This is a genomic window from Micromonospora vinacea (genome assembly GCF_015751785.1).
In the GTDB taxonomy this organism is placed as follows: Bacteria; Actinomycetota; Actinomycetes; order Mycobacteriales; family Micromonosporaceae; genus Micromonospora; species Micromonospora vinacea.
Genome location: NZ_JADOTY010000001.1, coordinates 7,129,573 through 7,141,921 on the forward strand (window position 1 = coordinate 7,129,573; position 12,349 = coordinate 7,141,921).

Annotated in this window: 12 protein-coding genes; 1 reads left to right on the top strand and 11 read right to left on the bottom strand. The window is 72.1% G+C overall.

The features are described from left to right. Positions 1 to 37 precede the first annotated feature (37 nt). From IW249_RS33095 to IW249_RS33135, 9 genes are all read right to left on the bottom strand, one after another. Complete coding sequence (locus IW249_RS33095) at positions 38 to 1,294, bottom strand: RNA polymerase sigma factor (protein ID WP_196924373.1); 1,257 nt, start codon at positions 1,292 to 1,294, stop codon at positions 38 to 40. Positions 1,295 to 1,299: 5 nt separating this feature from the next. Beyond that, positions 1,300 to 1,635, bottom strand: coding sequence for a YciI family protein (locus tag IW249_RS33100; RefSeq protein WP_196924374.1), 336 nt, complete (start codon positions 1,633 to 1,635; stop codon positions 1,300 to 1,302). 84 nt (positions 1,636 to 1,719) lie between these two features. Further along, entirely contained in the window at positions 1,720 to 2,331 is a 612-nt protein-coding gene (locus IW249_RS33105) for a GTP-binding protein (RefSeq protein WP_196924375.1), read from the bottom strand. Then, on the bottom strand, positions 2,312 to 2,698 hold the full coding sequence (locus IW249_RS33110; RefSeq protein WP_030337267.1) for a DUF742 domain-containing protein: 387 nt from the start codon (positions 2,696 to 2,698) through the stop codon (positions 2,312 to 2,314). Before IW249_RS33110 ends, IW249_RS33105 begins: the two co-directional genes overlap by 20 nt. Positions 2,699 to 2,703: 5 nt before the next feature. Continuing rightward, positions 2,704 to 3,126 (bottom strand): roadblock/LC7 domain-containing protein, encoded by a 423-nt coding sequence (locus IW249_RS33115; protein WP_030337269.1) that lies wholly within the window; start codon positions 3,124 to 3,126, stop codon positions 2,704 to 2,706. A gap of 90 nt (positions 3,127 to 3,216) precedes the next feature. Next, positions 3,217 to 5,778 (bottom strand): sensor histidine kinase, encoded by a 2,562-nt coding sequence (locus tag IW249_RS33120; RefSeq protein WP_196924376.1) that lies wholly within the window; start codon positions 5,776 to 5,778, stop codon positions 3,217 to 3,219. A gap of 123 nt (positions 5,779 to 5,901) precedes the next feature. Next, entirely contained in the window at positions 5,902 to 7,524 is a 1,623-nt protein-coding gene (locus IW249_RS33125; RefSeq protein ID WP_196924377.1) for a prenyltransferase/squalene oxidase repeat-containing protein, read from the bottom strand. Next, positions 7,517 to 8,434 (bottom strand): terpene synthase family protein, encoded by a 918-nt coding sequence (locus IW249_RS33130; protein WP_196924378.1) that lies wholly within the window; start codon positions 8,432 to 8,434, stop codon positions 7,517 to 7,519. Before IW249_RS33130 ends, IW249_RS33125 begins: the two co-directional genes overlap by 8 nt. Then, complete coding sequence (locus tag IW249_RS33135; protein WP_196925084.1) at positions 8,431 to 9,768, bottom strand: cytochrome P450; 1,338 nt, start codon at positions 9,766 to 9,768, stop codon at positions 8,431 to 8,433. The genes IW249_RS33130 and IW249_RS33135 overlap by 4 nt, the downstream gene beginning before the upstream one ends. A 445-nt stretch (positions 9,769 to 10,213) precedes the next feature. Here IW249_RS33135 and IW249_RS33140 point away from each other — a divergent pair, with 445 nt between their 5' ends. Further along, positions 10,214 to 10,462 (top strand): DUF2630 family protein, encoded by a 249-nt coding sequence (locus tag IW249_RS33140; RefSeq protein WP_091403743.1) that lies wholly within the window; start codon positions 10,214 to 10,216, stop codon positions 10,460 to 10,462. Between the two features lie 43 nt (positions 10,463 to 10,505). Here the strand turns inward: IW249_RS33140 and IW249_RS33145 are convergent, their stop codons facing one another. Both IW249_RS33145 and IW249_RS33150 read right to left on the bottom strand, forming a co-directional pair. Continuing rightward, positions 10,506 to 11,438 carry a serine protein kinase RIO gene (locus IW249_RS33145; RefSeq protein WP_196924379.1) on the bottom strand — a complete coding sequence of 311 codons (933 nt, stop codon included), beginning with the start codon at positions 11,436 to 11,438 and terminating at the stop codon, positions 10,506 to 10,508. 211 nt (positions 11,439 to 11,649) lie between these two features. Then, complete coding sequence (locus tag IW249_RS33150; protein WP_196924380.1) at positions 11,650 to 12,294, bottom strand: HAD family hydrolase; 645 nt, start codon at positions 12,292 to 12,294, stop codon at positions 11,650 to 11,652. Between the last annotated feature and the right edge of the window lie 55 nt (positions 12,295 to 12,349).

Genomic DNA, 12,349 nt, shown 5'->3' on the forward strand with positions numbered 1-12,349 from the left:
ACCGACGTACCGCTCCTGATGGCGTGCGACCGCTCCGCTAACGGGCGAGGTCGTCGGCACGCTCAAGCAGCGCTCGGCGCTCGGCGGTCGACCCGGCCGCTGCCGCCGCCTCCCGGAACAGGCCGGCGGCACGCAGTCGGTCACCCTGCTGGGCCACCAGGTCGGCCTCCACCGCCACGGTGAGTGGATAGCCGTCCAGCCCGCCCCGGGCGCGCGCCGCGTCGAGCACTACCAACCCGGCGGCCGGCCCGTACGCGTAGCCGTGCGCCACCGCACGGTTGAGCGCGATCACCGGTGAGGGGCGGAGGTCGGCGAGCGTGTCGTAGGCCCGCGCGATCGTCGGCCAGTCGGTGTCGTCGGCCGAGGCGGCGGTGGCGTGGCAGGCGGCGATCCGGGCCTGCCACGCGTACGGCCCGTCGTGGCGTACCCGATCGAGGGCGGCCAGGCCCTCGGCGATGGCGGCGCGGTCCCACCGGTCGCGGTCCTGCCGCTCAAGGGTGAGCAGGTTGCCGGCGGCGTCGCGGCGGGCGTCCCGACGGGAGTGTTGGAACAGGAACAGCGCCAGCAGCGCGGCGACCTCGGACTGGTCGGGCATCAGCCGGGCCAGCAGCCGGGCCAGCCGGACCGCCTCGTCGGCGAAGGCCGGTTCGCCGTCGGCGACGTAGCCCCGGGTGAACAGCAGGTACAGCACGGCGAGGACGCCGGGGAGCCGCTCGGTCAGCGCCGGCCCGCTCGGCACCCGGTACGGGATGCCGGCCTGGGCGATGCGGGTGCGGGCCCGGGTCAGCCGGCGGGTCATCGTCGACTCGCTGACCAGCAGGAGGCGGGCGATGTCGGCGGTGGGCACGCCGCAGACCGTCCGCAGCGTCAACGCCACCCGGGCCTCGAGCGCGAGCGCCGGGTGGCAGCAGGTGAAGATGAGCCGCAGCCGGTCGTCCACCACGTCCTGCCCCACCTCCGGCTCCGGCGACGCGTCGTCCGGCGTGAGCAGCGCCAGGTCGTGCAGCTTGCGCCGCTCCACTGTCGCCCGGCGCAGCACGTCGATCGCCCGGTTGCGGGCCACGGTCATGAGCCAGCCGCCCGGGTTGTCCGGCACACCGTCGGCGGGCCACCGTTCCAGCGCGACGGCCAACGACTCCTGGGCGCAGTCCTCGGCCAACGCCCAGTCCCCGGTCACCCGGATCAGGGTCGCGACGATCCGGGGGTACGACTCGACGCTGGCGGCCGCGACGGCCGCCGCCGCCGCGCCGGCCGGTGCCGGGGTGCGCACCGGCCGGCGCTGCGGGGTGGACATCCTGGTCAGTCGGACAGGTCGGCGAACGGGCGCAGTTCCAGTCGCCCTTCGCGGGCCATCGGGTGGGTGCGGGCCACCTCGATCGCCTCGTCCAGGTCGGCGCAGTCGAGCAGGTCGAAGCCCACGATCACCTCGGCGGTCTCCGCGAACGGCCCCTCGGAGACGAGCAGCTCACCGTCGCGAACACGGACGGTGGTGGCCGCGCTGGGCGACGCGAACACGTTGCCGGTCAGGCGGCGGCCCCGAGAGTCGTTCTCCGCCACCCACTTGTGGATGTCGGGTAGCTCGGTGGGGTCGGTGTCCGGCTCGGTGTCGCTGCACACGAACATCATGTACTTCATCTGGTCGCTCCCTGGTTTCTCGGGGTATCGCCAGCATGACGATCGGCCGGCGGTGTTCCGGACACCCTCCCCCGAAAAACTTTGTCAGTCTCCGCTGGCGGCGCGGCGGCGGGCCTCGCGGGTCTTCATGGCGTGCTCCATCAGCGTGACGAGCACCTCCTTGCTGGACTCGCGCTGCCGGGCGTCGCAGAGCAGCACCGGCACACCCGGGTCCAGGTTCAGCGCGGCCTGCACCTCGTCGAGCCGGTACTTCCGGGCGTCCTGGAAGCAGTTCACCGCCACCACGAAGGGCGTGCCCCGACCCTCGAAGTAGTCGATCGAGGGGAAACAGTCGGCGAGCCGGCGGGTGTCGGCCAGCACCACAGCGCCGATCGCCCCCAACGCCAACTCGTCCCAGACGAACCAGAACCGGTCCTGCCCCGGCGTACCGAAGAGGTACAGCACCAGGTCGTCGCTGATGGTGATCCGACCGAAGTCCATGGCCACTGTGGTGGTGGTCTTGCCTTCCACCCCGGACAGGTCGTCGATGCCGACCCCCGACTCCGTCAGCACCTCCTCGGTGCGCAACGGCCGGGTTTCGCTGACCGCGCCAACCATTGTCGTTTTGCCCACGCCGAAGCCGCCCGCGACCAGGATCTTGATCGCGGTGGGCAGTGGCGTCGCTCCCGCCGGCCGGTCAGAGTGCCCGTAGTCCATTGATTACCGCCTCGAAGATGCTGTTGTCGGGAAGACCGGCCGTGGTCTGCGGCTCGCGGACCTGCACCAGGCTGCGGGCCGCCAGATCACCGAGAAGCACCCGGATGGTGCCCACCGGCAGGTCGAGATGGGCGGCGATCTCGGCGACGGACTGTATGCGTTGGCACAGCCCGACGATCGCCAAATGCTCGGGACCGAGACCGACCTCGGGCGTGACCTCGGCTCGGGTCGCCGTGACCAGGGAGATCAGGTCGAATGTTCCGGTGACCGGGCGGGCCCGCCCACGCGTCACCGCGTACGGACGCACCACCGGACCCGCGTGGTCATCCACCCACTGATGGTCTGCGGACTCTCCCTGCACGGTCATCGCCGTTACCTCTCGCCGACCTGCTGATCAGTGCCGCGCGACGGCGATGCGACGTACTTGCCGACCCGGGTGACCAGCATCGCCATCTCGTAGGCGATCAGGCCGACGTCGGCGTCCTCGGTGGCCAGCACCGCCAGGCAGGCGTTGCGGCCGGCCGCTGTGACGAACAGGAACGACGACTGCATCTCGATGATGGTCTGCTGCACCTGCCCGCCACCGAAACGCTTGCCGGCGCCTCGGGCGAGGCTCTGGATGCCGGCCGCCATCGCTGCGAGGTGCTCGCCGTCGTCCCGGCTCAACCCCTGGGAGGAGGCCATCAAGAGGCCGTCGGTGGAGAGCGCGACCGCATGTTCGGCCTGCTTCACCCGGCCCACCAGGTCATCCAGCAACCACGTCAGGTCGGCGCTCGAAGCCGTCTTCTGGGTCACTTCGTCGTCCTCTTCTCGCCCGGCTGTGCGCCGTGTTCGTCTGGGGCTTGACCGTCACACCGCGCGGAAACCCGCGTCGTCGGTGCTCGGTCAGGTCGCTTGTGGATCCTCGTCGGTCGGCTCGGCCGGCGTCGCCGCCGCCGGGGCGCCGGAGGCGCCCCCGAGCAGCCGAGCCGCGTCGGTCCGCCCACGCCGGGTGCCGGTCTGGTAGGAGCTCATCATCCGGCGAACCTGCTCCGGTGGGCGCACCACATCCTCGTCGTCGGTCTCGGACACCGCCGGGTCGTCTCGCAACTCGGGAACGATGTTCGCCTGTCGGACCCGGACGGGCAGGCCGGAGTCGGTGCGCTCCGCCTCGGCGCGGGCGGGCATCGGACCACCGTCGCCGGCCGGGGTCGGCTCGCCGTCGGGGGCCTCCGCGCGGGTGCGGTCGACGGCGGGGAGGCCGGTGGGCACGGTCGGGGCTTCCAGGGCTGGCTGGGCCGGGCCGCGCCGGGCACGGGTGGGCAGGTCGGGAGCGCCGGTTGCCGGGGTGGTCCGCTGTCGGGTGGGAAGAACGGTGTCCGCCTCGGCCTCCTCGTCAGTCGTCGCTGGAGCGGTGTCGGCCGGCACCGCCACCGGCGCGGTCACCGCCACCTCCGGCGCGGTGGTCGTCGGTGCGGCGAGCGCGACCGGTGCGAGAGACGCCGGACGGCCGCTGTCCGTGGCGGGCGCCGACGGCATCGGGATGGCCGAGCCGGCCCGGAACGAGCCGGAGTCCTCCGGGGAGGCGTCGGCCTCGGTGACCAGCTCCAGGGGGATCAGCACGACAGCTGTGGTGCCGCCGTACGCGGACTCCTTGAGCCGTACCCGCACGCCGTGCCGTTCGGTCAGCCGGCTCACCACGTAGAGCCCGAGGCGGGCGGCGTTGGCGAGGTTCAGCTCGGACTGGTCGACGATGCGGTGGTTCGCGGCGGCCAGGTCCTCCTCGCTCATGCCGAGGCCCCGGTCCTCGATCTCGATGGCGAACCCGTTGGAGACCAGCTGGCCGCGGACCTCGACGGTCGTGTGTGGTGGGGAGAACGACAGGCCGTTCTCGATCAGCTCGGCGAGCAGGTGGATGACGTCGCCGACCGCGCGGCCGGCGAGCGAGACCGGCCCGAGCGGCAGCACGTTGACCCGGGTGTAGTCCTCCACCTCGGCCACGGCGCCGCGCACCACGTCGACCATGGGGACGTTGCGTCGCCAGGCCCGACCGGGGGTGGAGCCGGAGAGCACGATCAGGTTCTCCGCGTTGCGGCGCATCCGGGTGGCCAGGTGGTCGACCCGGAACAGGTCCTCCAGCTCCTCGGCGTCGTGTTCGCGGCGCTCCATGGCGTCGAGCAGGGTGAGCTGGCGGTGGACGAGCGCCTGCGTGCGTCGGGCCAGGCTCAGGAAGACCTCGCGGACGTTGCGCCGCAGGTCGGCCTGCTCGACGGCGGTCCGCAGCGCGGTCTCCTGGACGGCGTTGAACGCCTTGCCGACCTGGCCGATCTCGTCGGTGCCGAACTCCAGCGGGGGCGCCTCGGTGGCCACGTCGACCTCCTCGCCGCGCCCGAGCCGCTCCACCACCCGGGGCAGCCGCTCGTCGGCGAGCTGCCAGGCGGCCTCCCGCAGCCGGTCCAGTTGGCGCAGCAGGTTCCGTGCGGTGGTGATCGAGACCACGACGGAGGCGATGACGGCGAGCAGACCCAGGCCGGTGGCGAGGACCAGTCGGACGACGACCATCACTGCCACGCCGGTGGCCCTACCCACGATGCCCTCACCGCCGGCGGTCACGGCGTCGTTCACCTCGGCCAGCACCGGCTCGACAGTGCCCCGCCACTGCTCGGCGTCGACCGGCAGCTGGGTCGACGGCCGACCCTCGCGGATGATGCTGTCCTGCACGGCACGCAGCCGGGTGAACGCCTCGCCCTCGACGAGCTGTTGGTAACGGCGCTGGTCGGCGTCGGCGAGCCGGACCCGGGTCTCCTCACCGAGGAACCGCTCCGAGCCGACCAGCGCGACGTAGCGGGCGTACTCGGCGCCGCTCATCCGACCGTTGCCGAAGAGGCCGCTGAGCAGCGCGTCCTCCTGGGAGATCAGCTCCTTCATCCGGTTGAGCTGGATCAGGGCCGCCGCCTCGCCGGCGATCTGCTTGTCGTCCAGGCTGCCCGTCACGTCGTAGATCTGGAAGATCGACTCGATCGCGCCGGTGTACGCCTCAGCGGCGGCGATCTTGTCGATCTTGCGGTCCAGCACCTCCGCGCGGGTCTGCTCCAACGCGTTGACCTGGGCGATCGTCATACCGAGCTGGGTGTCCAGTGCGGAACTGCCGGCGATGTCGACCTGCCAGTTGCGCACCGAGGCGGCGAAGTCGGCAGCCAACTCGGCGGTCTTGCGCTGCTCGGCCTCGAGCGCCGTCCGCTGCGCGGCCTCGGGGTTGCTCAGGTACGCCTGGGTCAACCGCCGCTCCACCTGGAGCTCCTGCAACAGCGGCTCACTCGGCGTGTAGACCTTGCTGTTGAGCAACTGGACACCGAGCAGGTTGAAGCCGTCACGCAGGGTCACCCAGGCCGCGAACATCCAGAGCGCGATCAGGGAGAGCAGCAGGGCGACAACCTTGGTGCGGATACTCGTACCGCGAGAACGCATTGAACCGTCCCAGGCTGGGCGTTGACTCAGCTCATCAACGAATGATCAGAGGGGGCGACGTCCCACCACAGCGGGGCATCCGGGCTGAGGCTCTGCGTACGCTAGCAGTGTCCACACAACCCCTCAAGTTGCTGTTTTTGTTGACTGGTAACCGCAATCCACCACCGATCGGTCCACGCCCGAGGCACGAATGCCGGCCAGCCGGCAGGCGGCGAGCACCGTGGCGCGAACGATGACCGTCGGACAGTACAGCTCCTTGCCGTACCACAGTGGAGGGTGCTGCCGGCCGGCGGACTCGTGCAGGTAGGCGTGCCCACGGGCCACCGCGTCGTCCACCCGTGGCACTGTCGTCGGCACCGCCAGCAGCACCTGGAGGGCGTACGCGGTCTCCTCGGCGGTGCCGTCCCACCGCCCCCACGAACCGTCAGCGCGCTGGCTGTTCAGCACCCAGCCGGCCGCCCGATCCACCGCCTCGGCGGCGGCCGCACCCCGCCCGAACTCGGCCAGCGCCAGCACGCAGCAGGCGGTGGCGTAGTACGGCGAGGCGTGCCACCGGTCCTGCCAGGGGCCGTCGGCGAGCTGGTGTGCCGGCAGCACGGCGCTGAGCCGCTCGACCGTCCGGTGGTACCGGGCGTTCGCGCCGGGGTGTGTGGCCACGTACTGGCCGAACGCGTCCAGCACGTGTGCGTTGGTGGTGACCGAGAAGCCGTCCTCGCTCCCCGGCCAGGTGCAGAAGCCGTCCGCCGTCTCGTACGCCCACAGGCTGGCGGGGTCGGCGCGGCGGCCGAGCCGGGCCAGTGCGTCCAGCGTGACCGATGTGGTGTCGGCGTCGGTCGGCAGGCCCTCGCCGGTGGCGATGCCCTCGGCACCGGTGGCGGCGGCCAGGGTCCGCAGCACTGTCGCCGGCGGATTGACAGCGACACCGGCGCGGCGCAGGCCGCTGAGCACCCAGGCCCGCTCGAACACGGTGATCGGGGTCGGGCAGGGCACCGGCCCGTCAGCCTCGCGGATCAATTCCCGCAGGAAGGCGTGCGCGGCGGGGCCGGCGGCCGGGCCGGCGGCGGTCAGCCATGCGGCGGTCGCTGCGGGTGACGCGCCGACGGCGGTCAGGGTCGGTCCGGCGTCGGCCGGTGTCGCGTCCAGCACCTCGTAGAAGTGGGCCAGCTTCGTCGGCAGCGCCGCCCCGGCGGCCACCGCGGCGCGGACCGCGCGCAGCCGGTCGGACCCGAGCCCCGCGGGCAGCGCCAGCGGCGGACGGGGCAGCCGCTCCGCGGTCGTCCGATCCAGCCGGGCCAACCGGTCGTTGATCGACTCGACAAGCGCGGGGACGATGAGGTCCAACGCCGGGGTGTCCGGCAACGCCCGCGCGGGCGTGGCGAGCAGCCGGCCGGTGAGCGCGTCCAGTCCGCGTGCCACCGGGGCGAGCAGGTCCGCACCGGCCCATCGGCCGTCGGCCAGCGCCGCGAGCAGAGCGTCGGTGGCGCTGAGCGTGGGCACCAGGGCGTACCCCTCGGGTGGGCCCCACGCGCCGTCCGGGCGCTGTTCGCGCAGCAGGAAACCGATCCGCTGGTGGTGTCCCGGCAGCCAGGCCGCGCCGGCGACGAGCCGGCCGCTCTCGTACACCGAGGGGGCGACCTGCCCCCACGGCCGCAGCGCCAGGCCGGCGATCAGCTCGCGGGCGGCGTCGGCGACCGGGTCGGCGGCGGTCGCCTCGTCGGCGAACACCCGGGTGGCGCCGTCACTCATCGCGCGCCCCCCAGAAGTCCGACAGTTGGTAGAAGCCGCCGGTGAAGGAGATCTGCCGATTGAGGTAGTCCGCCTGGCGGGGGCACCGCTCGGCGAGGGCGGCCAGGTCCCCTCGGCACCGGGCGGTCAGCTCGGCCAACCGGTCGTGCACCTGCGCCGGGTCGTCGACCAGCAGCAGGGCGTTCAGGTCACCCCACTCGGAGTCCCGGCCGTGGGTGGCCAGGTCGTTGACCAACCGCAGTACGCGCTGCACGCCACGACCGGCGTCCAGCAGGTCGGTCAGCTGGGCGAGGGTCCGGTCGTCGCCGGTGGCGATCCAGTGGGTGACGTTGACGAAGGAGCAGGCGAGGTTGTCGGCGTTGTCCAGGTAGCGGTCCAGGTCCGGCAGCCGCCGTCCGGTGGTCGGGTCGGTCGGCAGGTGCTTCCAGTCCCACTCCCGCGCCACTGCGGCGAGCATCCGGGCCAGTTCGTCACGCCAGATCGGCCGCAGCCGGACGAACGCCGGGACGGTGGTCAGCTCGTCGCGCAGGTCGGCGAGCAGCCGGGCCAGGTGGCGCCCCGGTGGTGGCGCGGCGCCGTCGGCCACCGCGAGGCAGTCGGTCACCACCTCCCGCACGTCGTCGACGGACCGCGCGAGGTAGTCGACCTGCCAGTCGGCGGCGAAGACCCAGAGCAGGGTACGGGTGGTGATCCGCAGCTCCGCGGCGGTGTGCCACGGCGCGGTGAAGGCGATGGCGGTGGCCACCGAACTGAGCAGCGCCGCGTCGAACGGCGCGGCGTCGAACAGCTCCGGATGGGCGGCGGTGACATCCTGGAGGTCGCGTACGCCCCGGACGGCGAGTGCGCACACCCGGCCCTGCTCGGCGACCGCGTCCTGACCGGCCCGAGCCGGTCGCGGGGTCTCCGTCACGATGCGACCGGGCGCTCGACCGGGGTGAGGATGAGCTCGGCCCGCTGCTTCGGTTGCAGCGAGGCGCCCATCCGAGGGGTGAGGTCGACCGGTTCGCGTAGCCGGAAGCGATAGCGGCTCAGCACGGTGCTGACGATGAGCTGGGCCTCCAGCAGGAACAGGTACTGCCCGAGGCACTGGTGCGGGCCTCCGCCGAACGGGAAGTAGGAGTAGCGGTAGCGCCGCCGGGGCAGCTCCGGCGCGAACCGCTCCGGGTCGAAGAGCGCCGGGTCGGTCCAGAACGTCGACATCCGCTGGGTGACGTACGGGCTGACCAGCACGGTGCCGCCGGCCTTGATCCGTACCCCGCCCAGCACGTCGTCGGCGACGGCGGTGCGCGGGATCATCCAGCCAGCCGGGTAGAGCCGCAGCATCTCGTCGAGCACCATCCGGCCGTAGCGCAGCTGGGGCAGGTGCTCGCGGCCGACCCGTTCGGCGCCGACGACCCGCTCGATCTCGTCGGTCATCCGCTCGGCCACGTCGGGCCGGGACGACAGCACCGGCCAGAGCCAGGAGAGCAGGGCGATGGTGGTCTCGGTGGCGGTGGAGAACATCGCGACCACGTCGCCGCGGATGGCGTACTCGTCGGGTTCGCTGCCGTCGGCGCGCGGCCGGCAGAGCGTGGAGATGATGTCGTCGCCGTCGGTGGGACGGGCCCTGGCCTCCCGGATGATCGGCAGCACCACCTCGTCGATGGTGCGCACCGCGTCGCGGAAGCGCCGGTCGCCGGGCATCGGCACCGCGTACGGCACTGCGGGCATCAGCAGTCGGGGAAGCATCGCGGTGGTGACGGTGTCCAGCGCGGCGCTGATCCGCAGGGCGTCGGGGACGGAGATCCGGTCGGCGAAGAGCACCCGCATGGTGGTGCGTAGGACGATCCGGGTCAGTTCGGCGCCACCGTCGATCGGGCGACCGGCGAGTGCCGGTTCGAGCCACTCGTCGACCGCCTCGTTGATCGCCTCGGCCATCTTGTCGACGAGCGTCTCGGCTCGTTTGGCGGTGAACAACGGTTGCAGCGCGCCTCGGCTGGACTCCCAGATCTCACCCTCGGCGACAAGGATGGCGTCACCGACGATCCGGCGGACGGGTCGCCAGAGCAACCCGTCGCCGTCCCGGGTGTAGTTGGCAACGTTGTCCCGCAGCACGCGTTGCAGGTGCTCAGGATGGCTGACGAGGTAGGGGCGGAACGAGCCGAGGTTGAGCCGGATGACGTCGCCGTCGGCGTCCTGGGCGAAGCCGACGAGCGCGCCCAGCGGATCGCGGACCAGTGCCGGCACAGCGCGGCGTAACGGAATCGTCCTTGGCTCGGTGCTGACGGTGGCGGGGCGCGCCTCGGACACCTGCGACATCGAACCACGTCTCCTCGTCGTCCCGGCGACCGAAGCGGTCCACTTCGGTCGGGCAGGTTGATGAAACTTTCACCTTCTGGGCCGACGGAAGCATCTCACCAAACGAGGGGCACCTCCAGACTTGCGGATGGCGCAATTTCCATCTAAGCGCACGCACATTCATCGATGTTCTTGGCTTGCGCAAATCCTGAATGGATACTCAGGCGCAGCACCGCGCCGGGTGGGCCGGGACCCCGGCGCGACGCACGAAACGGCCGCGCGCGGCCGACCTGGCTGCGGCATCGGCACCAGACGGGCGGCGTCGGGCCGGACGGTGCGGGCCAGTGACCCGGGACGCACCGGTACCCCCGAATCCGGGCGATGCCCGGCACCCTGTGCCAGGCTCTGTGGCATGGACGACAAGACCATCCTGAACCGGATCTCCGAGCTGGTCGACGAGGAACACAAGCTGCGTGCCGACGCCCAGGCCCACGAGTCGGGCACCGAGGGCGAGGCGAGCGAGCGACTGCGCGCCCTGGAGGAGTCCCTCGACCAGTGCTGGGACCTTTTGCGCCGCCGACGGGCCGCCCGCGAGACCCACGGCGACCCGGACGCCCAGGGCGAACGCCCCAAGCCCGAGGTGGAGCGCTACCTGCAATAGCCGGGTGGCGGGTCGGGCGGAGTGGCCGCCCGACCCGCTCCGATCAGCGCAGGCCCGCCTCGTGCAGCAGCTCTCCGGTCAACACGCCGGGGTCGACCTGCTCGGCGGGGAGACCCCGGGCCGCGAACCAGGCGCCCACCACCCGCACGTCGCGGGCCAGGAACTCCGGCCCCTGTGGGTTCGCCACCACGTCGACCACCTGCGGCAGGTCGATGACGACCAACCGGCCCTGATGCACGAGCAGGTTGTACGGCGACAGGTCGCCGTGCGCGTAACCGGCCCGAGCCAGCACCCGCAGCGCCTCCACCAACTGGGCCCACAGGTCACGCAGTTCGCTCGGGTCGGGGCGCAGCTGGGCCAGTCGGGGCGCGGCCTCCCCCGACTCGGCGTCACCGACGAACTCCAGCATCAACTCGGTGCCCCGCAACTGCACCGGGTACGGCACGGCGATCCGGTCGTGCCCGGCGCCGATCTCCCAGAGCCGGGCCAGCGCTGCGAACTCGGCCGCCGCCCACTGCCCGGCGATCATCTGCCGGCCGAACGCCGTCCGGCCAGCCATCGCCCGGTTCTCCCGGGACCGGCGCACCCGGCGGCCCTCCAGGTAGCCGGCATCGCGGTGGAACAGCCGGTGTTCAGGATCGCGGTAGCGTTTCACAGCGAGCAGGCAGGACCGGTCGGTGTCGGGCACCGCCCGACGGACGAGGTGGACGTCCGCCTCCTTGCCGGTCTTGAGCACACCCAACTCGGTGTCCTTGGCGGCCAACTCGGTTACCAGCCAGGCCGGATGCGGATGCGGCCCGTGGACGGCGTCGTCCCAGGACGACCAGCGCTCGCCGGTGTCCGGGTCGGGCTCGCTGTCCGGGTCTGCGAGCGGCTCGGTGGGCCGCCCGCGCTTCAGAAACTGCGGTTCGTCGTCGTCGAAGCGGCTCTTGCCGCGGCTGCGGCGCTCCAGCGCCGGAAGGTCATGATCGCGCACTGTGGTGAAGGTCCCTTGGTCGAGGCTGAGATAGGCGGCTGGAAGCGACCTGCGAAGACGGCCATGACCGACCCCCTCTCCTCGACCGGGCACACGCCCGGGATGCACCATGCGCGGACAATGCTGGTACCACCACGGCGGCCGGTCAACCGAATTACCGCGCCACCACCGGAACGGGCCGCTCCGACGCCCGACCCCAGCGCGGGAACCCTCAGCGGGCCAGGACCGTGGCGACCGCGGCGATCAACCCGTCCACCGTGCGACTCGGCGCGAACCGCACGTCGGACCAGGTGCGCCCTCGGTGCAGCCAGACACTGGGCAACCCGACGGCGGCGGCGCCACCGATGTCCGCCTCCGGGCTGTCACCGATCACCCACGCCCCCCGCAGCGGCATCCGGACCCGCTGGGCGGCGAGCGCGAAGATTCTCGGGTTGGGCTTGCTGACGCCAGCCTCCTCGGAGATCACCCAGTCCGCGACGTACTGGTCCAGCCCGGTCTGGCGGATCTTGGCGTCCTCGACGCGTACGCTGCCGTTGCAGACCACCACCGGCACCCAGCCGGCGTCGTCGGCGATCCGCAGCGCGCAGGCGGTCAGCGGGTCGAGCCGGGTCTGCGCCACCACCCCGTCGTGCAGCTCCTCGACCAGGTCGATCGAGGGGATGCGCAGCTCGTAGCGGTCCCGGATGGCGTCGGCGAGGTCCCAGCGATCGGTCAGCCCGTCGGCGTCGATCGAGACCAACCAGTCGATGTCGGTGTGGGGCGCGCCGATGCTGTCCAGGAAGCGCTCACCCCAGCGGCGGAACGGCCCGGCCCGATCCAGCAGGGTGTTGTCCAGGTCCAGCAGGAGCAGTGGCACTCGGGCACCCTACGGGACCGACGTGTCCGCCAACAGATGCGGCGGGTATCGAGCT